The following is a 22,888-nucleotide window of genomic DNA, read 5'->3' on the forward strand; positions in this document are numbered from 1 at the left end:
CCGGTCACGGACGGCGATACGTGGACAACGGCGCGACCAGGGCCAGCCGCGCCCGAGTACGAGCAACGTCAGTGACTGGAACGGCGGCGAGTCAGCTCGTGCTCGGGCCGGTCCGTCACAACTACCAGACCAAAGAACGCGGCGGCTCCAATGGAGGGAGCCGCCGCGTCTTTGTTTGTCAGCGAACGAGGTGCGGGCGGGCTCCAACGGGGCAGCGCCGCCCGGCAGCGAATATTGCGCGGGCGGGCTCCCAGCGAACCGCCGCCCGCTGGCCGACTGGCAACGAACGAGGTGCGGGCGGCCTCCGGCGTGGGCAGCGCCGCGCAGTAGCGAACATGGCGTGGGCGCGCTCCCAGCGAACCGCCGCCCGCTGGCGGATCTTCAGCGGGCGGCGGCGCGGGTGGGCCTCAAGCAGAGCCCGGCGTTGCCGAAGGTGTCAGCGAGCGTGGCGCGGCGGGGTCTCCGGGGACGGGGTCGCCTGGCCCTCGGCCTCGTGGGCACCGCCGTCTGCCGCATGCGACGGCGTGTGGTCGATCGGCGGGGCCGTCCCGTCGGCCTCGTGGGCGCCGCCCGCCGACGTGGCGCCGTTGCCGCCGGTTGACGCAGTCGCGTCGAAGGCCGTTGTCGGGGAGCCGCCGTAGGAGGGTGCCGTCGAGCCGCCGGCTGAGGACCCCGATGAACCGGCAACCGCGGAAGCGGCGGAGCCGGCGGCCGCGGGCGAGCCGGCCGCCGCCGAGGAAACCGAGTCGCCGTTGGAAGACACGGGCGAGCCGCTGCCGGAAGAAGCCGGCGCGCCGGCGACCGACGAAGCAGCCGAGCCGGCGAGCGAGGAAGCAGCCGAGCCGCCGTTGGACGACACGGGCGAGCCGGCCGCCGCCGAGGAAGTCGAGCCGCCGCCCGGAGAAGCTGACGAGCCGGCGAGCGAGGAAGCAGCCGGGCCACCGTTCGGCGACGCGGGCGAGCCATCGTCGGCGGACACGGACGAGCCGCCGTTCGAAGACCTGTGCGCGCCGGACACCGAGCCGCCGCCGGGCGACGCGGAGGCGCCGGACAGCGAACCGCCGTTGGGTGATGCGAGTGCGCCCGACGGCGCGGCGCCGCTGAGCGACGCGGATGCGGTCGACGGCGCGGCACCGCTGAGCGACGCCGGTGTGGTTGACGGCGCGGCGCCGCCCGAAGGAGCCTGGGCGGAGCCCGCGCCCGACTCGGCGGCGTCCTCGGCCGCCCGTTGCTGTGCGGCCGACATCGAGCGCAGCGGGATCTCCGGCAGGAAGAGGATGACGATCAGGCCGGCGACCATGATGCCCGTGGCCACCATGAACACGATGCTCATCGAGTCGGAGAAGCCGACCTTGAACGGGTGCGCGAGCGGGGCGACGAGCTTGTTCAGGAAGGACGTGTCGTTGAAGGTGGCCGCCGAGCCCGCCTTCGACATCTGCTGGATCGCCTGGGCCTGGTCCGGGTGGGCCCGAGCCGCCGCCTGGAAGTCCGGGCTCGACTGGGCGGCGCCGAACGCGCCCTTGATCTTGTCCGGCAGGAGGCTGAAGAGCACCGACAGGAAGACCGCGGCGCCCAGGGTGCCGCCCATCGAGCGGAAGAACGTCACCGTCGACGTGGCCACGCCGATCTCGCGCGGGTTGGCCGCGTTCTGCACGGCGGTGATGACCGGCTGCATGTTGCCGCCGAGGCCGAGGCCCATCAGGGCCATGATGAGCATCGTGCGCCACAGCGGCGTGTCCGCGCCGATCTGCGAGAACAGCCCGAGGGCGGCCAGCATCAGCACCGAGCCGACGATCGGGAAGAGGCGGTAGCGGCCGGTGCGGGCGATGGTCTGGCCGGAGACGATCGAGCCGGTCATGATGCCCAGCACGAGCGGCAGCAGCATGAGGCCGGCCTTCGTCGGGGTCGCGCCCTTGACGATCTGCAGGTAGAGCGGCAGGGTCAGCAGCCCGCCGAACATCGCCATGCCCAGGATGAAGCTGGCGATCGAGGCGACCGAGAACGTGCGGCCCTTGAACAGCCGCATCGGCAGCAGCGCCTCGTCCTTGTAGGCGGCCTCGGCCAGCAGGAACAGCACCAGGCCGAGGGCGCCGATGCCGTAGCACAGCAGCGAGCGGCCGGAGCCCCAGCCCCACTCGCGGCCCTGCTCGGCGACGGTCAGCAGCGGCACCAGGCAGACGATGAGCGCCACCGCGCCGGGCCAGTCGATGCGGTGGTCCTGGCGGCGGTGCGGGATGTGCAGGAAGCGCATGACGACGAAGAAGGCCGCGGCCGCGATCGGCACGTTGATGTAGAAGATCCAGCGCCAGCCGGTGATGCCGACGATCTTGTCGGCGCCGGCGAAGAAGCCGCCGAGCACCGGGCCCAGGACGCTGGAGGTGCCGAAGACGGCGAGGAAGTACCCCTGGTACTTGGCGCGCTCGCGGGGCGGCACCACGTCGCCGATGATGGCGAAGGCGAGCGAGAACAGGCCGCCGGCGCCGATGCCCTGCACCGCCCGGAACGCGGCCAGCTCGTAGATCGAGGTCGCGATGCCGCACAGCACCGAGCCGACGATGAAGATGCCGATCGAGAACAGGATGAACGGTTTGCGGCCGTAGATGTCCGACAGCTTCCCGTACAGCGGCGTCGAGATCGTCGAGGTGATGAGGAACGCCGTCGTCGCCCACGCCTGCAACGAGAAGCCGCCGAGATCGTCGGCGATGGTGCGCATCGCGGTCGACACGATGGTCTGGTCTAGCGCGGCCAGGAACATCGCCATCATGAGTCCGACCAGGATCGTGACGATCTGGCGGTGGGTCAGTTCGGTGTCTTCCCCCGCGGCCGCAGGTGCTGTTGTGCTCAAGGCGTCTCTCCTGTTAGAGCAAGCCGTTTCGATCCGTCAGCGTTTCAGAATTCACGCTACTCCTCGATCGCCGAAGGGGCGCGGCGACCACCCTGAATGCACCAGGGACACTAGACCCGAGGTACGACAAAAATGGAGGAAAGACGGCGTGGCTGCAACGCTCGTGGTCAAGGATCTCGCGGCCGGACACGGGGACAAGGCGCTCTTCAGCGGCCTGGACCTGGTGGTGGCCCCCGGAGATGTGATCGGCCTGGTCGGGGTCAACGGGGCCGGCAAGTCCACGCTGCTGCGCACCATCGCCGGGCTGCTCCCCCGGGAGCAGGGCGTCGTGCAGCTCAACCCGCCCACGGCCACCATCGGCTACCTGCCGCAGGAGCCCGACCGGCACCCGGGCGAGACGCTGCGCGCGTTCCTGGCCCGCCGCACCGGCGTCGCCGAGGCGCAGGCGCGTATGGACGCCGCGGCCGAGGCGCTCAGCGGCGACGAGGGAGCGGCGGAGGAGTACAGCGTCGCCCTGGAACGCTGGCTGGCGCTGGGCGGTGCCGACCTGGACGAGCGGGCCGCCGAGACCGCGGCCGACCTGGGCCTGGCCGTGGACCTCGACCTGGAGATGACCGCGCTGTCGGGCGGTCAGGCGGCCCGCGCGGGCCTGGCCAGCCTGCTGCTGTCGCGCTATGACCTCTTCCTCCTCGACGAGCCCACCAACGACCTCGACCTCGACGGCCTCGAACGGCTGGAACGCTTTACCGAACAGCTCCGGGCGGGGGCGGTGATCGTCAGCCACGACCGGGAGTTCCTGACCCGCACCGCCACCGCGATCCTCGAGCTCGACCTGCACCAGCAGCTGATCCGCTTCTACGGCGGCGGCTACTCGGCCTACCTGGAGGAGCGCGAGATCGCCCGGCGGCACGCCCGGGAGCGCTACGAGGACTACGCCGACCAGAGGTCCGACCTCGAGGCGCGCGCCCGCATGCAGCGCGCCTGGATGGAGAAGGGCGTCAAGAACGCCCGCCGCAAGCAGCCCGACAACGACAAGATCGGCAAGTCGAAGCGGATCGAGTCGACGGAGAAGCAGGCGGCCAAGGCGCGGCAGACCGAGAAGCTCATCGAGCGCCTCGAGGTCGTCGACGAGCCGCGCAAGGAGTGGCAGCTGCGGATGGAGATCGCCGCCGCGCCGCGGGCCGGGGCGGTCGTGGCCACCCTGTCGCACGCGGTGGTACGCCGCGGCACGTTCACCCTCGGCCCCGTCGACCTGCAGATCGACTGGGCCGACCGGGTCGCGATCACCGGCGCCAACGGGTCCGGCAAGACGACGCTGCTCGGCGCGCTGCTCGGCCGCATCCCGCTGGAGGAGGGCCGGGCCCACCTCGGCCCCGGGGTCGTCGTCGGCGAGGTGGACCAGGCCCGGCGGTTGTTCGAGGGCGGGGACTCGCTGCTCGACGCGTTCCGGCTGGCGGTACCGGAGCAGAATCCCGCCGATGTGCGGACACTGCTGGCCAAGTTCGGGCTCAAGTCCGACCACGTGAACCGCCCGGCCGCCGCCCTCTCCCCCGGCGAGCGGACCCGGGCCGCGCTCGCGCTGCTGCAGGGCCGGGGCGTGAACCTCCTCGTGCTCGACGAGCCGTCCAACCACCTGGACCTGCCGGCGATCGAGCAGCTGGAGTCGGCCCTGGACAACTACCCGGGCACGCTGCTGCTGGTGACGCACGACCGGCAGATGCTGGAGGCGGTACACACGAACCGGCACATCCGGGTCGAGGACGGCAAGGTGACCGCGTCGTGAGCGAGCTGGCCGAGTTCTGGACCGAGCGCCACCTGTGCACGGTGACGACGATCCGCCGCGACGGGACGCCGCACAGCGTGCCGGTGGGCGCGATCTACGACCCGGAAACCGCGAAGGCCTGGATCATCACATCCGGCAAATCGCAAAAAGTCCGCAATATCGAGTACACCGGCAAAATCGCCATCTGTCAGATCGACGGACGGCGCTGGAGCACCATAGAGGGCTACGCCGTGATCGAACGCGATCCGGAAGCAGTGCGAGACGCCGAGCGCAGATACGCACGTAGATACAAGCAGCCGCGCGAGAATCCCGACCGCGTCGTGATCATGGTCACGGTACTGAGGGTGTTGGGAACCTATCGTCCGAACTGACATCCAGCGTTCAACAACAGGCAAGCACCCGACCCGACGCTGAGCCCGCCGAAGCCGTTTCGGCTCCTCATCATCGGGAGCATTCCATGCAGCGCAATATCGTCCGGCGCGGACTCGTCGCCGGCCTGCTGTCGGTGGCCGTGGTGGCCGCCGTGGCCGGCTGCGGCTCGTCCAAGAAGGCCGCGGACGCCCAGAACAACAAGACCGGCGCCGCCTCGGCGACGTCGGCGCAGGACCTGGGCGGCCTCGACGCCCTCGTCACCGCGGCGAAGGCCGAGGGCCAGCTCAACGTCATCACGCTGCCGCGGGACTGGGCGAACTACGGCGAGCTGATCGACACCTTCAGCACGAAGTACGGCATCAAGGTCAACAGCGACAACCCCGACGGCTCGAGCCAGGACGAGATCAACGCCGTCAAGTCGCTCAAGGGCCAGGACCGCGCGCCCGACGTGCTCGACCTCGGCGGCGCGTTCGCCCAGTCGGGCGCGAAGGAGGGCCTGTTCGCCCCGTACAAGGTCGCCACCTGGGCCGACATCCCGGAAAACCAGAAGGACGCCACCGGCGCCTGGTTCAACGACTACGGCGGCTACATCTCCATCGGCTGCGACGCCAAGAAGATCGCCAACTGCCCGCAGACCTGGGCCGACCTGAAGAAGCCCGAGTACAAGGGCAAGGTCGCCCTCAACGGCGACCCGACCAAGTCCGGCTCGGCGTTCGCCGGCGTCTTCGCCGCGGCCCTGGCCAACGGCGGCAGCTTCACCAACATCCAGCCCGGCATCGACTACTTCGCCGCGCTGAAGAAGTCCGGCAACTACATCCCGGTCGAGTCCACCCCGGCCACCATCGAGAAGGGCGAGACCCCGATCTCGATCGACTGGGACTACCTCAACGCCGGCTACACCAAGGAGCTGCAGGCCAAGGGCATCGACTGGAAGGTCGCCGTGCCCACCGACGGCGTCTACGGCAACTTCTACTGCCAGGCGATCAACAAGACCGCCCCGCACCCGGCCGCCGCGCGGCTGTGGGAGGAGTTCCTGTTCTCCGACGAGGGCCAGAACCTGTGGCTCAAGGGCTCGGCCCGGCCGGTACGGCTGCCGAAGATGACCGCGTCCGGCAAGGCCGACGCCACCCTCGTCGCCGCCCTGCCGAAGGTCGACGCCAGCAAGTCCGAGCTGCCCAGCCCGGACCAGATCGACGCGGCCAAGAAGGTCCTCACCGACGGCTGGACGAAGGCGCTGACCGGGTGACGACCCCCGCAGCACCCGCCGTCCGGACACGGTCCCTCGCGGGCCGTGTCCGGCGGTGCGGCCCGTGGCTCGCGGTCGCACCGTTCCTCATCGTGATGCTCGTCGGCCTCGTGCTGCCGGTGATCGCGCTCGCGACCGGCGCGTTCGAGGGCGACTCGTTCGCCAGCTCCTTCAACTCCGGGTACCGCTCGGCGTTCTGGGGCTCGGTCAAGCTCTCCGTGGTCTGCGCCGTGCTCGGGGCCGGCGCCGGGCTGCTCGTCGCGCGGGCCGTCCTCTCGGGCGGGACGGTGCTGCGCCGGCTGGTGCTCACCGCGTCCGGGGTGCTGGCGAACTTCGGCGGCGTACCGCTGGCGTTCATGTTCATCGCCACGATCGGCAACGCCGGCATCGTCACCAGCCTGCTGCACGACTGGACCGGCTTCGACCTGGCCGACTCGCCGTTCAGCCTCTACCAGTTCGGCGGCCTCGCCGTCGTCTACCTCTATTTCCTGGTACCGCTGATGGTCATCGTCATCGCCCCCGCCCTCGACGGCGTGCGCGCGGAGTGGTCGGAGGCCGCCGAGAACCTCGGCGCGACGCGGGCCCAGTACTGGCGCCACGTCGCCGGCCCGCTGCTGGCCCCGCCGGTCATGGCCGGGGCGCTGCTGCTGTTCTGCGGCTCCCTGTCGGCGTTCGCGACCGCGCAGGCGATGGTCGGCGGCACCGTCCCGCTGGTCACGCTGCAGATCGCCAACGCGCTGTCCGGCAACGTGTCGGCGGACAACGCCGGGGTCGGCGCGGCCCTGGCCATCGAGATGATCGTCACGGTCGGCGTCGTGATGGCCGCGTACTGGACGATCGAACGGCGCACCGCGAGGTGGCTGCGATGACCGCGGTCCTGACCCGGCCGGTCGCCGAGGCCGTCCGCAAGCCCGGGCGGAGGACCAACTTCGGCCGGATCGTCGTGCTCGCCATCGCCGGCGTCTACTTCCTGGTCCCCCTCGCCGCCGCGATCTGGTTCACGATCCAGGACAAGGTCAACGGCGGGGTCACCGGCGAGTACTACACCAGCATCCCCCAGGCCGAGGGCTTCGCCGAGGCGCTGCGCCGGTCGCTGTCGCTGGCCGTGCTGACCGTCCTCGGCGTCCTGCTCGTGACCGTGCCCGCGATGCTCGCCGTCACGCTGCGGCTGCCGAAACTGCGCCCGATCGTCGAGGGCCTGTCGCTGCTGCCGCTGGTCATCCCGCCGATCGCGCTCGTGGCGGGCGTGCGCGACATGCTCGCGCTCGGCCCCGACCAGCTCGCCGGCACGCCCTTCGGCGACGCGCTGGTCTCCTCGCAGGACCCGGAACTGCCGATCATCCTCATCGTGGTGTACATCGTGCTGGCCACCCCGTTCGCGTACCGCTCGCTGGACGCCGGCATCCGCGCCATCGACGCCCGCACGCTCGTGGACGCGGCGCGCGGACTCGGCTCGTCCTGGTTCGACGTGGTGTGGCGGGTGCTGCTGCCCAACCTGCGCGGCGCGGTCCTCGGCGCGGCGTTCCTCACGCTGGGGCTGGTCCTCGGCGAGTACACGATCGCCAGCATCCTGCTCTTCGACACCCTCCCCACGTGGCTGGTCAAGATATCGGGCGAGAACGGGCAGCTGTCCGTCTCCGTCTCCACCGCCAGCCTGCTGTTCACCTGGGTCCTGCTGCTCGTCGTGTCCCTGGCGGACCGGCGCCGAACCTCACGGAGTGACACATGAGCGGTACGAAACGAAGCGGAGGTGACGCATGAGCGCCGTCGGTGTGCGCATGCTCGGCATGCGCCGCAGCTTCGGGGCCGTCCACGCGCTCGACGGCCTCGACCTCGTCATCGAGCCCGGCGAGTTCATCGCCCTGCTCGGCCCGTCCGGCTGCGGCAAGACCACGGCCCTGCGGGTCCTGGCCGGGTTCGAGACCGCCGACGCCGGCACGATCCGGGTGGGCGACAAGGACATCACCGGCCTCGCCCCGAACAAGCGGGACATGGGCATGGTGTTCCAGGCGTTCAGCCTCTTCCCGAACCTCACCGCGGCCGACAACGTCGCCTTCGGGCTGCGCGTGCGCGGCGTCGACGGCGCCGCGCGGCGCAAGCGGGCCGCCGACCTGCTGGAGCTCGTCGGGCTCGGGCCGGTCGGGAAGCGGTACCCGCACCAGCTCTCCGGCGGCCAGCAGCAGCGCGTCGCCCTGGCCCGCGCCCTGGCCATCGAGCCCCGGGTGCTGCTGCTCGACGAGCCCCTGTCGGCGCTGGACGCGCAGGTCCGGGTCCAGCTGCGCGACGAGATCCGCCGCATCCAGCAGCGGCTCGGCATCACCACGCTGTTCGTCACCCACGACCAGGGCGAGGCGCTCAGCGTCGCCGACCGCGTCGGGGTCATGAAGGCGGGCCGGCTCGAGCAGCTCGCCGACCCCGACACGCTGTACCACCGCCCGGCCACCCCGTTCGTCGGCGAGTTCGTCGGCACCATGAACCGCCTGCCCGGCGTCCTCGGGTCCGACGGCACCGTCCGCGTGCTCGGCGCCGACCGCCCGCTCGCCGACGCCAGCCAGGCCACCCCGGGCGCCGTGGTCGTGCTGGTGCGGCCCGAGGCGATGACCCTGAAGGCGTCGGATCAGGGCGGCGCGCTCGTCGTGGTCCGCACGTTCCACGGCGCGCTGACCCGCCTGTCGGTACGCCTCTGCGACGGCGACGAGGCCCTGGTCGACCTGCCGTCCCCGCAGGCGGCGGGCATCAAGCCGGGCGACACGGTCACCGTCGGCGTCGGCGAGGGCCCCGTGCTGGTCGCCGACAGCGTGGAGGACCCCGCGGCGGTACCGGAGTCGGCTAAGGTCCCCGCGCATGGGGATGTCTAGCTACCTTCGCAACCTGCGCCGGCACGTCGGGCACGACCTCGTGCTCCTGCCCGGCGTGTCGGCGGTGGTGCTCAACGACGCCGGGGAGCTGCTGCTCGGCCGGCGCAGCGACACCGGGACGTGGTCACTGCTCGCCGGGATGGTCGACCCCGGCGAGCAGCCCGCCGACGCGATCGTGCGCGAGGTGCGCGAGGAGGCCGGCGTCGAGATCGCCGTGGAGCGCCTCGCCGGGGTCGCGATGCACCCGGTCACCTACCCCAACGGCGACCAGTGCGACTACCTCAACGTGTGGTTCCGCTGCCGGTACGTCTCCGGCGAGGCCCGCGTCAACGACGAGGAGTCGCTGGACATGCGCTGGTTCGCGCCCGGCGGGCTCCCGCCGCTGGAGGCGTTCGCCCGGCTGCGGATCGAGCAGGCCCTGCGCGACGAGCCCGCGGCGTGGTTCACCGCCCCGGGGTCGAAACACCCCGCGATCCGGGAGCGCAACGCCGTCTGATTTTTCGAACCGATTTCCGGTGTACCGCCGGTGCCCGATCGATCCCGCCGAGCACCGGCGGCCCTCACTGCGCGGGCGGCCAGTTCGGCCCCGAGGAGGGCGGCGGCGGCGAACCGGGCAGCGGCGGAATCCCGGCCGGCGGCGGCCCGTACGCCGGCGGCGCCGACGTGGGCGGACCGTACGCGGGCGGCGCGGAGGACGGCGGCGCAGAGGACGGCGGCGCGGAAGCGGGCGGGGCCGAGGTGGGCGGACCGTACGCCGGAGGCGCCGACGCGGGCGGGGCCGAGGCCGGAGGCGCGGATGCGGGCGGTGCGGACGTGGGCGGACCGTAGGCGGGCGGACCGTAGGCGGGCGGGGCCGACGACGGCGGCGTGGGCGGGGCCGGGCTCACGGGACCGGCCGGCGCATACGGGGAGGCGGGCGCCGGCTGGGCCGGATAGCCGGGCTGAGCCGGATATCCGGGCGCGGGCTGGGCCGGGTAGCCGCCCACCGGTACCGGATAACCACCCGGCGGCGGGAAAGCGCCGGGCGGCGGGAAGCCCGGGGCGAGCACCGGGGCCGGCCGCGCCACGACGAACGGCGACGCCCGCCGCCCGATGAGCTCGAGCAGCCACACGACCAGGACCCCGAACAGGCCGAACAGGGCCTCGACGAGGAACATCTGCCACGCGCTGAGGTTCTGCAGCACCAGCAGGTACCGGGTGCAGGCGTAGATAACGACGGCGAGCACGACGCCGAGGACACCGGCGCGGCGCCCGAGCGGGCTCACCCCGGCCAGCAGCACGGTGGCCAGCGCGGCGAGGGTCAGGCCGGTGTCGATCGGGCTGGCCGAGTCGAGCTGGATCGTCAGCACGACCCCGGCCAGGGCCGCGGCGACGCTCGAGCCGAACACGCCGACCAGCGCGCCCACGAGCTTGGCGAGGCTGAACGCGCCCGCCTCGCCGCCGGCGGGGCGGTTGGCGGAGAGGTACCGCCGGACCGGAGGGAACGCGAAGGCGACCCCGCCGGCGATGGACAGCACGATGAAGGCGACGCCCCAGGGCCAGTAGGTGTCGGGCCGGTCGTGCAGGATGATGGTCTTCCCGTCGTCGAGGCCGATCACTATGGCCTGCACGAGGAGGCCGCCGAGCAGCGTGACGGCCCAGCCGGGCACGCCCGTGAGCCCGACGAGCAGGGCGAGCACCAGGCCGATGCCGGCGACCGCGAACAGGGCGACGCCCATGCCCTGGTCGGCGTACAGGTACGCGGACAGCTGGGCCAGGGACCCGATGGCGAGGTTGGGGGTGCCGGTGCGCAGCGACAGGGACATCCCGGCCGCGGCGAAGCCGAGCGAGGCGATGGGCAGCCAGATGCTGCCCGTCTCGAAGAGTCGCTGACCCTTGCCGCTGTACAGCGCGATTGTCACGCCGATCGCGGCCAGCAGGAGGACGCCCTCCCAGATGAAGTGCGGCAGCAGTTCGCGGAACGGCCGGGCCGGGGGCGGCGAGGGGACATCGCTCATGCCGGGCAACATACCGTGCACCGGCGCCGGTCGGCGCTCCCGTCACGCGGCGCGCCGCGGCAGGCCGGCGACGAGTACCGGCACCCCTCACACCGCGCGGCGCGGCGGAAGCCCGGCGGACGCGCCACCGGCACCCTCACCCGGCGCGGCGCGGCGCGGCTGAAGCCCGGCCGACGCGCCACCGGCACCCTCACCCGGCGCGGCGCGGCGCGGCGCGGCTGAAACCCGGCCGACGCGCCACCGGCACCCTCACCCGGCGCGGCGCGGCGCGGCGCGGCTGAAACCCGGCCGACGCGCCACCGGCACCCTCACGCGACGCGGCGCGGCGCGGCTGAAACCCGGCCGACGCGCCACCGGCACCCTCACGCGACGCGGCGCGGCTGAAGCCCGGCCGACGCATCGCCGCTGCCCCCACCGACGCCGGCTCCGGCGTTCTCACGCCGCGGCAGGAGCGTGCTCGCCACGGCCAGCACGACCCCGATCCCGGCGGCCGCGACGAACACCCGGTCGAAGCCGCCGACGGTGGCGAGCAGCGCGAGACCGATCGACGACCCGGCCTGGCTCGCCGTACTGGCCAGCCCGCCGGCCGTCCCCGCGTCACCCTCCGGCACCCCCGCGGTCGCGGCGGCCATGAGCGTCGGGAACACCAGGCCGATCCCGGCCGCGACGAGCAGCGTCGGCCCGAGGACCCCGGCGAGGTAGCCGGTCCCGGCCCGCGACAGCCACGCGAATCCGGCGGTGAGGCACACCGACCCGCACAGCACGAGCACGCGCGGACCGAGACGCGGCAGCAGTACCGCCGCCCAGTGCGCGACCACCACGAACAGGACGGCCGCGGGGGTCTGGCCGAGCCCGGCCCGCAGCGCGCTGTAGCCCAGGACGTTCTGCAGCAGCAGCGACGAGAAGTACCACAGCCCGATCGCCGCCGCCCCGAACAGCAGCAGCATCGCGTCGGCGGCGGCCGGGCCCCGGCGGGCGAGCAGCCGCAGCGGCAGCATCGGCGCCGCGGCGACGCGCCACTCGACGACCGCGAAGACGGCGAGCAGCCCGAGGCCGGCCGCGACCGTCCCGCCGTGCCCGCGCATGACGCCGTAGATGAGCGCGGCCAGGCCCGCGGTGCCGGTGACCGCGCCGAGCACGTCGAGGCGCTCCCGCCGGCCGGGCCGGTCGCCGGGCAGTGCCGCGAACGCCGCGGCGACCAGGGCGGCGCCGATCGGCACGTTGACGAGGAACACCCAGCGCCAGGACAGGGCGGTGGTGAGCGCGCCGCCGGCCAGCGCGCCCGCCATCCCGCCGACGCCGCCCGCGGCCGACCAGGCGCCGAACGCCCGGGCCCGGGCCGCGCCCGCGGTGAACGCGGTGTTGATGACGGCGAGGGTCGCGGGGGCGAGCAGCGCGGCGCCGAGCCCCTGCACCGCGCGGGCCGCGACCAGCACGCCCGCGGTCGGGGCGAGGCCGGCGGCGAGGCTGGCCAGGGCGAAGAGCAGCACCCCGCCGGCGAGCAGGCGGCGGCGTCCGGCCAGGTCCGCGGCGCGGCCGCCGAGCAGCATGAAGCCGGCGAGGGTCAGCAGGTACGCGTCGACGACCCAGGCCAGGCCGGTCGGCGTGAAGCCGAGGTCGCGGCGGATCGAGGGCAGGGCGACGTTCACGATCGACGCGTCCAGGATCACCACGAACTGGCACGCGCACACCAGCGGCAGGACCAGCCAGGCGGTTCTCGGCACGATGGGCTCCCCGTGTAGGATTTAGTTACGCGCATAACGTTATGCGCATAACTATTTCTGTCAAGGAGGGGTCGTGGACTTCGCCGCCGCCGACGCGCTCAACCAGGCGATCCGGCTGCTCAGCCTGCGCCATCGGGCCCGCGCCGCGGCGCTGCTGGCCCCGCTCGGGCTGTACCCGGGCCAGGAGGCCCTGCTGCTCGAGCTCGACCGGACCGGGCCCCGCATCCAGGCCCAGCTCTCCGACGCGCTCGGCTGCGAGCCGCCCAGCGTCACCCTCATGACCAAGAAGCTGGAGGCGTCGGGGCACATCAGCCGCCGCCCCGCCCCCACCGACAGGCGGGCGACCGTCGTGGCGCTCACCGACCGCGGCCGGGCCCTGGCCCAGCGGGTCAAGGCGCTCTGGTGCGACCTCGCCGAGGAGACCGTCGCCGGGCTGCCCGCGGACACGGTCGCCGCCCTGCCCGCCGTGCTCGCCGCGCTGACCGCCAACGTCGACACGCAAAATCGGGCGGACCGGGCGGGCCACCGAATCCGGGCGGAACGCAATACGCTCCAGGCGTGACCGACGAGCAGCGCGACGACCCGACCGCGCAGGCCCACGGCGAACTGTCCCTGGCCCGCATCGCGCTCGCCGACGGCGACCTCGGGCACGCGGCCGGTCACGTCGCCGGCGCGATCGCCTGGGCGCCGCGCCTGCCGGAGGTGCACGAACTGCTCGCCGCCCTCGTCGCCCGGGCCGGCGACGAGGGCGCCATCGCGCTGTTCCCTGTCGAGCAGCCGGCGTTCATCGGCTCCGTCGTCGCCCGCGCCCACCTGCAGGGCCGCCACGACCCGATGGGCGGCCTGCGGATGCTGGCCCAGGCGACCCGGTTCGACCCGGCCCAGCCCTGGGCCGACGTGACCTGGGTGCGGGCCCTCGAACCGCGCCGGCTCGACCCCGACGAGCTGGCCCGGCTCTTCGTGGCGGTCATGCCCGGCCTCGGCGACCCGGCCGGCGAGGCGGTGGCCCGGGTCAACGAGGTGTACCTCGACCTGGCCCGCCGCGCCTGCGCCGCCCACCCCGGCAGCGCGCTGTTGCACGGCGCCGCGGCCGGCCTGGCCCGCCGCTTCACCGCCCTGGTGCCGGGCGTCCTGGCCGAGGCGGTCCGGTGGGGCGCCCACGGCCACCGGCTGCACCCCGACAAGCTCACCGCCGTCTGGTACGCGTACGCCCTCAAGGCCGACGGCCGCCTCGACCAGGCCCTGCAGGTCATGCGCCAGGCGTGGCAGGCCCAGCCGGACGAGGTCGACCTGTGCGCCGACATGGCCAACTGGCTCGCCGAGGCCGGCCGCCTCGACGAGGCCCTCGAGCTGCTCGACGCGGCGATCCGGCGGGCCCCGGAGTACGACTGCGCCGTGCACACCGCCGCCCGGCTGCGCTTCCAGCGCGACGCCGACGTGCGCCACCTCGTGGGCCTCGTCGACTTCATGCGCGAGCACCCGGTCACCAGCCACGAGCACAGCGACCTCGACGGCGCCTGCCGGGGCCGGCCCTGGCTCGGCATGGTCAACGGCCCCGCCGAGTCCGTCATCAACCTGCTGCACCAGATCCCGCGCACCGACCGCGCCATGGCCGGCACCGCAACCGTCTCCGCCCTCGAGGTGCCCAGCGCGCTGCGCGTCGTGCACCGCGAGCTGCCCGGCCTCGACCTCACGATCGAGGGCGACCCGCCGCCGGACATGGTGGCGCCGCAGCGGCCCGGCGGCCGGGTGCTGTGGACCTACGCGGGGCTGGTCGCGTCGCCGGCGGTACCGCTGCCGTCACCGCGATCCCTGGAGCTCCTCCAGGGCGTCGTCTGGCCGTTCTGGCCCAACCCGGTGGCCGCCTACGACCATGCGCTGCCGCTGGGCCAGCTGCCCGCGGCCGAGCTCGTCGCGCTGCTCGTGCACCCGCCGGCCGGCCGCGACCAGCAGCTGCCCGACGGGGTGTGGGAGCGGGCGGCGCAGGCGTACAGCTGCCTGGGCCTGCTGCACTGCGACGAGCTGCGCGCCGGCGCCGAGCCGGGCGACACCGCCCGCCCGCGCGAGCTGCTCACCTCGATCGTCTACGGCGTCGAGGACTGGACCACCGAGGCCGCGGTTTTCGCCCTGGTCGTGGCCGCGTGGCTCGACCCGGTGTGCCGCCCGGAGGTGCGCGAGACGATCGGGCGGCGCTTCCTCGACGCGATGCAGCAGTCGCGCGCCCGGGTGGTGACGATCCGCGAGTCGCTGGCCACGCTGGTCCTGGCCACGCCGGACATGGCGCCGGAGGTGACCGGCCTGGCCCGCGAACTGCTCAGCCGCGCCGACGAGCCGGACGAGACGCCACCGGCGGCCGTGCCCGCGCCGGGCCGGAAACGACGCTGGTTCGGCCGGCGCTGACATCTGCAAGTTGCACATCAGCGGACCGTTACGGTCCGTACGACAATGGCCGCTCCGAATTGTGCGGGCAGCACCTTCGCACAATTCGGCGGAGCGGCGGCCGCGCTGGCCACCGCGGGCGCACATTCACTCATGCCACAGTATGAAGCGGCATAGTTACTCAGCGATACGGTCACGTACGGTCAGCCCATGACCCCCATCGTCCGTATTCTCGCCGTCCTGGCCCTCGCCGGGGCCGCCGCGGGCGCCGCGCCCGTCGCCGCGGACGCGGCCGCCTACCTCGTCGTGCACCCGGGCGGCCGGCTCATCGGCGGCGACATCGCCTACGGCGGTGGCGCGTTCGTGGTGACCCTGCACGCGCCGCCGCGGACCGACGCGCTCATCGACTGCCCGTCGGGCTGGTTCTGCTTCTACGACCGGCCCGACTACGGCTATCCGCGGGGCAAGCTCAGCGACTGCGGCTGGCAGAGCCTGGCCTGGTGGGGCTGGCAGGACCGGGTCGAGTCGGCGTACTACAACCTGTCTCGCGGCTCGGTGCAGTTCCTCGACGGCGGCACCGGCCTCTTCCAGATCGGCACGGCTGCGCGGGCGATCGGCGACGCGGGCTCGGGCCGCAACCGCGCCACCGACGTGTACCGCTACTGCTGAAGCGTCGCCGACCACCCCGCCTCGGCGTAGGCCACGTCCTCGGTCGTCGTGGCGCCCCCGGCCGCCGGTACCGCGCGGACCGTCTGGCCCCCGAGCAGCCGCCCGTCCTCGCGGTCGAAGAAGAGCGTCACGCGTGAGCCGGCGGCCCCGTCGGCGCTGACCGCCAGGCCGGGCCGGCCGAGCCCGTCGGCGCCCTGCCCGCGCAGCACGATCCCGTCCCGGGCGGCGAGCATCCGCAGTACTGCTCCGCGCTGGGCCGGGCCGAGCGGATACCGGTCGGCGATGTCGAGGCACAGCAGCAGCGGCCGTACGTCACCGTCGGGCTTCGGCCGCTGCCGCGCGACGAGCGCGAACAGCGCACCGGGGTCGGTGCCGGGCGCGTCGACGGTGCCGGGCGGCAGCCCGGGCTCGAGCCGCTCGACCCGGGTCACGGGCGCGGGGCCGCGCCCCGACACCGTCTCGGTGAGCCGCCCGGGGGCGTCGTTGGCCCAGCACACCTGCTCGTCGGTGCGCACCCGCGCGGCGCGCTCGTCGGTCCACGCGACACGGTGGATGCAGCGGTACCGCGCCTCCGCCTCGGCCGGCAGCGCCTCGGCGCTCTCGGCGAGCCGGCGCAGCGCGTCGCCCGCGGGACCGCCGTCGGCGACGAGCCCCAGGGCCGGTGGGGCGCCCCGCCCGCCGAGCGCGGTGGTGCGCCCGCCCGGCACCGCCACGAACAGGACGCCGGCGAGGGTCGCGCCGAGCGCACCGGCCGCGACCCAGCCGAGCACCGGGGCCCGCCCGCGCGGCCGTTCGGACGCCGGCCCGGGAAGCGGGGACGGCCGCTGCGGGTGCGGCTCGGGCCGTGGCGGCGCCGTGGCGGTGTCGTCGGGCCACGGCTCCGGCAGCTGGTCGTAGCGGCGCTGCCAATGCCGGACGTCGGCCTGCGTGCCGCCGGCGAGATAGACGATCCAGGCCAGGACCCGCGCGTCGAACCGGGCCTCGTCCACCAGGTCCGCCGCACCGGGGGCCGATCCGGGCAGGAACCTGGGTGCGGGCGCACCGGCTCGCTCGGCACACGTAGCCAGGGTGACGCCGGCGACGTCGAGCATCCGCAGGAGCTCGGGCCGCACGTCGGCGCGGGTGCGCAACCGGCGCAGGTCGGGGCGCAGCCGGGCGGCCTCGGCGGCGGCCTGCTCGTACCACCGCTCCCACTGCCCCAGCTCGGCCTCCGGCACCGCGCAGCCGATGAGCAGGTAGCGGCGGCACTTGTCCCACTCCGGCAGCGTCCGGCCGTCGTCGATCTCGGACAGGGTGCTGGTGCTGACGAACAGCCGCTTCGCCAGCTCTCGCCGCGTGGGCGGCCCGACGAGGTCCAGCGCGTCGCGCAGCCGGCCGGCCCAGCCGGCCGCCGGGCCGAAGCCCTGGATGTCGCCGCGTTTGCGGCCGCGCCGTCTCTTGGCGGCGCCGTCCGGGCCCGTGGTCGGGGCGGCCATCGACTCAGCTCGCTCTCGCGCGGTGCGTCGGGGCGACGCCCCACCGCTGCGGCGGGGCGTCGTCCCCGGAGGGGTTCAGCGTCGGCATGTGCCGCCGGGGGTTTCGCACGCACGCCGGCGGTTGCAGCCGACCGGCGCCGCCCGGCTGCCGGAATCGTGCCACCGCCGCGCGGGATCGCGCCACCCGGGTCGCGTGAAACATTCGCATGAATAGTCGCATGTCGATTCACATTTTCGGGGGTGTGGCTCAGCGCGACCGTGCGGTAACGTTCGCGGCACCCGGTCCGGCCTGGCAAGAGGGTTCAGCGGTCGCGGGACGGGGTCTTCCGTTGCAGCGGGAGGCCCCCACTTCAATCCCGCCCACCACGCCCGACCCGTGCGGCCAGGCGTCCGGCCGCGGCCGCCACCGCCACCACCATCGCGGCGATGCTGCCGGCCGAGAAGCCGGCCCCGAGAGCCAGGGCGGCCAGGCCGAACACCCCGGCCAGCGCGGCCAGCCCGAGCACTGCGTCGACGATGCGTCGTGCCATCTCGATCCTCCGATCAACCGTTGCGCACGGTCGGCCCGTGCGCCGCGGGTGATCGTCACACCGGCGGTAACGCGTTACGGAGATCACAATGCCCGGGAAATCACGGCATCATCCGGAGCCGAACATTTATCGGAGTCCGGGCAGGTGGGGTCGGTGCCGGAAATTGTGCAAACCTCCGGTCCGCACAATTGGGCGCGCCTATTCGGCTTCATAGTATGGCCAAGTGGCCATACCGTCAAGACGCAAACGGCTCATGCAACACGAAAGGGCCGGCCCGATGGGCCGGCCCTTTTCACGAACGCTGGTTACCAATAGTGGCGGCGGCCGGCGATCGGACGGCCCACCGCGCCGAGAATCCACAGCACCGCGCCGACGATCAGCAGCACGATCCCGATCGTCTCGATGATGCCGACGTGCAGGAACAGGCCGACGAGGAACAGGATGAGACCTAGGACGATCATTTTGTCAGCTCCCGGGAGGAGTGGGGGTACCGATCTACGTGGATCTGGTACCCCCAAGGCCCCGGGTATCAAACACAACTCACCCGCGGCGGCCCCGCCTCGCGCGGATGTAGTCGGAGACGACGTAACGGCCCAGGTCGTCGGCGTCCGGGGTGAAGACCCGCCCGCCGTTGCGCCGGGCCACCGCGTCGACGAAGCGCCGCAGGCCCGGGTCCTCACCGAGCATGAAGAAGTTCAGCACCGCCCCGTAGCGGGTGAGCTGGTCGACCTCGTGCACCGTGGCGCGGACCGTCTCGCGGGTCGAGGGCCACATGAAGTACGACTCGCCGTCGTCGAGCAGGTGGGCGGTCGGCTCGCCGTCGGTCACGACGAGGACGACCGGGTCGGACGCCGGGTGGCGGCGCAGGTGCCGGGCGGCCAGCTTGAGCGCGTGCTGCAGGTTGGTGCCCTGCACCATGTCGGGCTCCACGGCGGCGAGCTGCTCCTGGGAGAGCGTGGAGGCGTACCGCCCGAAGCCGATGATCTGCAGCGCGTCCTGCGGGAACCGGGTCGCCACGAGGTGGGACAGGGCAAGAGCGGCCTGTTTCATCGGACCCCACCGCCCGTCGGCCATCATCGAGAACGACAGGTCGACGCAGAGCGCGACGGCGGCCGACACGCGCCGCTCGGTCTCGGCGATCTCGAAGTCCTCGACGTCCAGCCCGATCGGCAGGACCGCGGCGCCGCCGGTGGCCTGGCGGCGCACGGCGTTGCCGATCGTGCGCACCGCGTCCAGGGCCTGCTCGTCACCGTACTGCCAGCGCCGTGACGCCCCGGTCAGCTCCCCGGCGGCGCCCGCGTCGCGCAGGTCGTGTTGGCCCTGGCGCCCGGCGTGCAGCTGGCCGAAGACGGTCCGCAGCGCGGTGCCGCCCAGCCGCCGCAGCGCCTTCGGGCTCAGGGTCAGCCCGTCGTCGCCGCGGGTCACCCAGCCCTGCCGGCGCAGCTGCTGCTCCAGTTCCCGCAGCCGGCGTACGTCGTCGGCGGCGGCCCGGCCCAGCTGCCGCTCGACCGCCTCGACGTCGACGTCGTCCAGGGTCGCGCCGGGGTGCTCCTGGCCGAGCTGGTCGAGCAGGTCGTCGAGGTCGCCGATCTCCTCGAGGGCCCCGGCCGCGTCGCCGTAGCCGAGGTCGTTCTCGCCGCGGACGCGTTCGCCGCGGCCCCAGTTGAGGTTGGGGCGCAGCGCGCGCAGGTTGTCGGTGAGGGCGGCGAACTCCCCCGCCATGTCGCCGAGCGACTGGGCCATGAGGTCCTGCAGCTCGGCCCGCTGCTGCGCCGAGAGCGAGCGCATGAGCCGTTCGCCCGCGGCGGCCCGCCGGGCGAGGGCGTCGATGAGCTCGTCGACGTTGGCCGGCTTCTCCGGGAAGAAGTCGCCGTGGCGGTTCATGAACTCGGCGAACGCGTCGTCGGTGTTCTCGCCGCGGGCGTGCTTGGCGAGCAGGGCGTTGAGGTCCTGGAGCATCTCGCGCATCGCCGCCTGCGCCTCGGGGTCGCGCAACGCCTGCTGCATGCCCTGGAAGCGCTGCTCGACGACCTCCTGGCGGAGCTCGTCGAGGATCTGCTGGTACAGCTGCCGCGCCTCCGGAGATGTCCAGTTGTACTCGGACAGTTCCGAAACGGTCCGTGCGGTCGATCGTGGCAGCGCGTCCAGCTGCGCCTCGGCGAATCGGGCGTCGTCGGAGTCGAGCCGGCTCAACGCGTCACGTTCGGAGGCCAGCGCCTGGTCGAGCAGCTGCGTGGAGCGCGTCACCGCGCCGTCGAGCTGCCCGCGGCGCATGGCCTCGCGGCGCATCCGGCGGGCCCGGGCGAGCAGGTCGTCGAGGCCCCGGCCGCCCTGAGGGCCGCGGCGCAGCAGGTTGCGCAGGGCGTCGCGCAGGCTGCCGCCCTCCAGCACCTCCTGGCCGACCTGGTCGACGGCGGCCCGCACGTCGTAGGGCGGGGCGAGCGGGTCGGGCCCGCCGCGCCATGCACCGTAGCGGAACCTGTTGTGGCGCAAGATCAGCCTCCGTACACGGTGCGGCCGTCGTCGGTGAGGTCCTTCGACAGCCGCCGGGTCAGGTGCAGGCCCTCCAGGGCGAACTCGACGGCCGCGGCGGCCTCGCCGCGGCTGGGCGCGTCGCCGAGGCCGAGGCGGTCGAGGACCTTGGCCAGGCCCGGGACGGTGCCGACCTGGCGCAGGATCTCGTCGGCGCCGGCCAGCTCGCCGGTCTCGATGACCTGGCCCTCGGCGACGAGGTCGGTGAAGCCGGACAGGTCGAGCCCGGCCAGCCGCCCGCGGAACGTCTCCGCGGTCGCGGTGCGCAGCAGGTGGGCGAGGATCTCGACCTCGCGGCCCTCCTCGCCGCTGTCGAACTCGACCTTGCCGCGCAGCGTCGAGGTCACCGACTCGGTGTCGCCGATGCGCGCGACCGGCAGGTCCTCGCGGAGCAGCCCGGAGCGGCGCAGCGCCGACGCGGAGACGGTCTCGGCGGCGGCGATGCCGAAGCGGGCGGAGACGCCGGAGCGGGCGTCGACCGACGGGGACTCGCGCACCGCGCGGGTGAACCGGGCGAGGACCTCGATGACGTGGTCGGGGACCTGGGCGACGAGCTGGGCCTCCTGGCGTACCAGATCCATCTCCAGCTCGAGGTCCAGCGGGTAGTGGGTGCGGATCTCGGCCCCGAACCGGTCCTTGAGCGGCGTGATGATCCGCCCGCGGTTGGTGTAGTCCTCGGGGTTGGCGCTGGCCACGAGCAGGATGTCCAGGGGCAGGCGCAGCTGGTAGCCGCGGACCTGGATGTCGCGCTCCTCGAGCACGTTGAGCAGCGACACCTGGATGCGCTCGGCGAGGTCGGGCAGCTCGTTGACGGCGAAGATGCCGCGGTTGGTGCGCGGCACGAGGCCGAAGTGGATGGTCTCGGGGTCGCCGAGGGTGCGGCCCTGCGCGACCCGGATCGGGTCGACGTCGCCGATGAGGTCGCCGACGCTGGTGTCGGGGGTGGCGAGCTTCTCGCCGTACCGCAGCGACCGGTGCACCCAGTCGACCGGCAGCGCGTCGCCGGCCTCGGCGGCGAGCCGGCGCGAGGCGGGCGTGATGGGCTCGAAGGGGTGCTCGTTGAGCTCCGAGCCGGCGATGATCGGCGTCCACTCGTCGAGCAGGTGGATCAGGCCGCGGATGACCCGGGTCTTGCCCTGGCCGCGCTCGCCGAGCAGCACGACGTCGTGGCCGGCCAGGATGGCGCGCTCGAGCTCGGGCAGGACGGTGTCGTCGTAGCCGACGATGCCGGGGAAGCGCGGCTCGCCGGAGCGCAGCCGGTCGAGGAGGTTCTCGCGGAGCTCCTCCTTCACGGTGCGGAACCGGTGGCCGCTCGCCCGGAGCTCGCCTACCGTGCGGGGAAGGTCCAGGGGCTGGTCTGGCGTCACAGTCACATCAGCGAACACTATCTCGGATCACCAGGTTCCCGCCGCCTCCGGCCGCGCGCCCCGCACCACGCCCACCACCCGGGCACCGCGCGGCCGCTGCGGGACCGCCGCACCGGGGCCGATCACCAGGTTCCCGCCGCCTCCGGCCGCGCGCCCCGCACCACGCCCACCACCCGGGCACCGCGCGGCCGCTGCGGGACCGCCGCACCGGGGCCGATCACCAGGTTCCCGCCGCCTCCAGGAGCCGGCCGCGCACCGCAACCACCGCGGGGGACGCCGTGCCCGCCCGGTGTGCGAGAAACAGCGTGTTCAGCGGCGGTACCTCCGGATGCTCCAGCACCACGAGCCGCCCCTCGGCGAGGTCGGCCCGGCACAGGTACTCCGGCAGCACGCTGAACCCCGCGCCGCCCCGCACCGCCGCAAGCACGGCGTGCAGGTTGGGCACGACCACCTCGGCGGTGCGGGTCGCGCGGGTGCCGTAGACGCTGCGCCAGTACCGCCGGATGATCGGCAGTTCCTCGGCGTAGGCGACCAGCGGCATGCGCCCGGGGTCCCCCGCCACCGCCGCGACCAGCACGAACTCCTCGTCGTAGAGAGGCTCGGCGACGAGCCGCCGCGACCGGGGGCGGGTGGTGAGCACGGCCAGGTCGAGCGCGCCGGACTCGAGCCCGCGCACGAGGTCGTCGTTGAGCCCGAGCGTGACCCGCAGCCGGATCCCCGCCGTCGCGAGCGCGGGCAGCACCTTCTCGGTCATGAACTCGGCCGCCCCGCCGAGGTGCACGGTCCCGGTGACCGCGTCCGGCGCGGGGTCGGCCACGGCCTCGAGCGCGTCGAGCGGCCCGGCGACCTGCCGCGCGAGCAGGTCCGCGGCCGGGGTCGGCGCGACGCCGCGGGGCTGGCGCACGAACAGCTGCTTGCCGAGCGCGGCCTCGAGCGAGCGCACCTGCCCGGTGACCGCCGGCTGCGAGAGCCCGAGCCGCCGCGCGGCCGCGGTGACCGACCCCTCCCGGTGCACCGCGAGGAAGGTCCGCAACAGATCGAAAGACAAAGCCATAACCTTTCCGATGGTACCGCCGGTGCCTCCCTATTGGTCGTGATGGCACAGGGCGCG

At 73.6% G+C, this 22,888-nt stretch carries 19 protein-coding genes; 10 read left to right on the forward strand and 9 right to left on the reverse strand.

Features of this window, described 5'->3' with window-relative positions:
• Positions 1 to 436: 436 nt before the first annotated feature.
• Entirely contained in the window at positions 437 to 2,845 is a 2,409-nt protein-coding gene (locus ACPPVO_RS29690; RefSeq protein WP_426514421.1) for a DHA2 family efflux MFS transporter permease subunit, read from the reverse strand.
• A 148-nt stretch (positions 2,846 to 2,993) separates the two neighbouring features.
• Between ACPPVO_RS29690 and ACPPVO_RS29695 the strand changes: the two genes are divergently transcribed.
• From ACPPVO_RS29695 to ACPPVO_RS29725, 7 genes are all read left to right on the forward strand, one after another.
• A complete protein-coding gene (locus ACPPVO_RS29695; protein ID WP_426514422.1) occupies positions 2,994 to 4,628 on the forward strand; it encodes an ABC-F family ATP-binding cassette domain-containing protein in 1,635 nt (544 codons plus the stop codon).
• Positions 4,625 to 4,999, forward strand: a complete 375-nt coding sequence (locus tag ACPPVO_RS29700; protein WP_426514423.1) for a pyridoxamine 5'-phosphate oxidase family protein — start codon at positions 4,625 to 4,627, stop codon at positions 4,997 to 4,999. Before ACPPVO_RS29695 ends, ACPPVO_RS29700 begins: the two co-directional genes overlap by 4 nt.
• 86 nt (positions 5,000 to 5,085) lie before the next feature.
• Positions 5,086 to 6,246, forward strand: a complete 1,161-nt coding sequence (locus tag ACPPVO_RS29705) for an ABC transporter substrate-binding protein (RefSeq protein ID WP_426514424.1) — start codon at positions 5,086 to 5,088, stop codon at positions 6,244 to 6,246.
• Between the two features lie 95 nt (positions 6,247 to 6,341).
• Entirely contained in the window at positions 6,342 to 7,115 is a 774-nt protein-coding gene (locus ACPPVO_RS29710) for an ABC transporter permease (RefSeq protein ID WP_426514720.1), read from the forward strand.
• On the forward strand, positions 7,112 to 7,975 hold the full coding sequence (locus ACPPVO_RS29715; protein WP_426514425.1) for an ABC transporter permease: 864 nt from the start codon (positions 7,112 to 7,114) through the stop codon (positions 7,973 to 7,975). The genes ACPPVO_RS29710 and ACPPVO_RS29715 overlap by 4 nt, the downstream gene beginning before the upstream one ends.
• 28 nt (positions 7,976 to 8,003) lie before the next feature.
• Positions 8,004 to 9,104 (forward strand): ABC transporter ATP-binding protein, encoded by a 1,101-nt coding sequence (locus tag ACPPVO_RS29720; RefSeq protein ID WP_426514426.1) that lies wholly within the window; start codon positions 8,004 to 8,006, stop codon positions 9,102 to 9,104.
• Entirely contained in the window at positions 9,097 to 9,600 is a 504-nt protein-coding gene (locus ACPPVO_RS29725) for an NUDIX hydrolase (RefSeq protein WP_426514427.1), read from the forward strand. Before ACPPVO_RS29720 ends, ACPPVO_RS29725 begins: the two co-directional genes overlap by 8 nt.
• Before the next feature lie 64 nt (positions 9,601 to 9,664).
• On the opposite strand, the gene ACPPVO_RS29730 is transcribed toward ACPPVO_RS29725, so the two are convergent.
• Together ACPPVO_RS29730 and ACPPVO_RS29735 are read right to left on the reverse strand one after the other, a co-directional pair.
• Entirely contained in the window at positions 9,665 to 11,101 is a 1,437-nt protein-coding gene (locus tag ACPPVO_RS29730; protein WP_426514428.1) for a hypothetical protein, read from the reverse strand.
• A 362-nt stretch (positions 11,102 to 11,463) separates the two neighbouring features.
• Positions 11,464 to 12,825 (reverse strand): MFS transporter, encoded by a 1,362-nt coding sequence (locus ACPPVO_RS29735; RefSeq protein ID WP_426514429.1) that lies wholly within the window; start codon positions 12,823 to 12,825, stop codon positions 11,464 to 11,466.
• Between the two features lie 73 nt (positions 12,826 to 12,898).
• Between ACPPVO_RS29735 and ACPPVO_RS29740 the strand changes: the two genes are divergently transcribed.
• The 3 genes from ACPPVO_RS29740 to ACPPVO_RS29750 all read left to right on the forward strand — a co-directional run bounded on the left by ACPPVO_RS29740 (position 12,899) and on the right by ACPPVO_RS29750 (position 15,873).
• Positions 12,899 to 13,387, forward strand: a complete 489-nt coding sequence (locus tag ACPPVO_RS29740) for a MarR family winged helix-turn-helix transcriptional regulator (RefSeq protein ID WP_426514430.1) — start codon at positions 12,899 to 12,901, stop codon at positions 13,385 to 13,387.
• Complete coding sequence (locus ACPPVO_RS29745) at positions 13,384 to 15,225, forward strand: tetratricopeptide repeat protein (protein ID WP_426514431.1); 1,842 nt, start codon at positions 13,384 to 13,386, stop codon at positions 15,223 to 15,225. Before ACPPVO_RS29740 ends, ACPPVO_RS29745 begins: the two co-directional genes overlap by 4 nt.
• A gap of 189 nt (positions 15,226 to 15,414) precedes the next feature.
• Positions 15,415 to 15,873: a peptidase inhibitor family I36 protein gene (locus tag ACPPVO_RS29750; protein WP_426514432.1), complete on the forward strand. Its 459-nt coding sequence runs from the start codon at positions 15,415 to 15,417 to the stop codon at positions 15,871 to 15,873.
• On the opposite strand, the gene ACPPVO_RS29755 is transcribed toward ACPPVO_RS29750, so the two are convergent.
• The 6 genes from ACPPVO_RS29755 to ACPPVO_RS29780 all read right to left on the reverse strand — a co-directional run bounded on the left by ACPPVO_RS29755 (position 15,864) and on the right by ACPPVO_RS29780 (position 22,825).
• Positions 15,864 to 17,348, reverse strand: coding sequence for a hypothetical protein (locus ACPPVO_RS29755; RefSeq protein ID WP_426514433.1), 1,485 nt, complete (start codon positions 17,346 to 17,348; stop codon positions 15,864 to 15,866). The genes ACPPVO_RS29750 and ACPPVO_RS29755 overlap by 10 nt on opposite strands.
• A gap of 350 nt (positions 17,349 to 17,698) precedes the next feature.
• Complete coding sequence (locus ACPPVO_RS29760; RefSeq protein ID WP_426514434.1) at positions 17,699 to 17,878, reverse strand: hypothetical protein; 180 nt, start codon at positions 17,876 to 17,878, stop codon at positions 17,699 to 17,701.
• 305 nt (positions 17,879 to 18,183) lie between these two features.
• Positions 18,184 to 18,339, reverse strand: coding sequence for a DUF6131 family protein (locus ACPPVO_RS29765; protein WP_223092164.1), 156 nt, complete (start codon positions 18,337 to 18,339; stop codon positions 18,184 to 18,186).
• A 79-nt stretch (positions 18,340 to 18,418) separates the two neighbouring features.
• Complete coding sequence (locus tag ACPPVO_RS29770; RefSeq protein WP_426514435.1) at positions 18,419 to 20,371, reverse strand: vWA domain-containing protein; 1,953 nt, start codon at positions 20,369 to 20,371, stop codon at positions 18,419 to 18,421.
• 2 nt (positions 20,372 to 20,373) lie between these two features.
• Positions 20,374 to 21,783, reverse strand: coding sequence for a sigma 54-interacting transcriptional regulator (locus ACPPVO_RS29775; RefSeq protein ID WP_426514436.1), 1,410 nt, complete (start codon positions 21,781 to 21,783; stop codon positions 20,374 to 20,376).
• Between the two features lie 211 nt (positions 21,784 to 21,994).
• Complete coding sequence (locus tag ACPPVO_RS29780) at positions 21,995 to 22,825, reverse strand: LysR family transcriptional regulator (protein WP_426514437.1); 831 nt, start codon at positions 22,823 to 22,825, stop codon at positions 21,995 to 21,997.
• Between the last annotated feature and the right edge of the window lie 63 nt (positions 22,826 to 22,888).

The organism is Dactylosporangium sp. McL0621, from assembly GCF_049995355.1.
Classification (GTDB): Bacteria; Actinomycetota; Actinomycetes; order Mycobacteriales; family Micromonosporaceae; genus Dactylosporangium.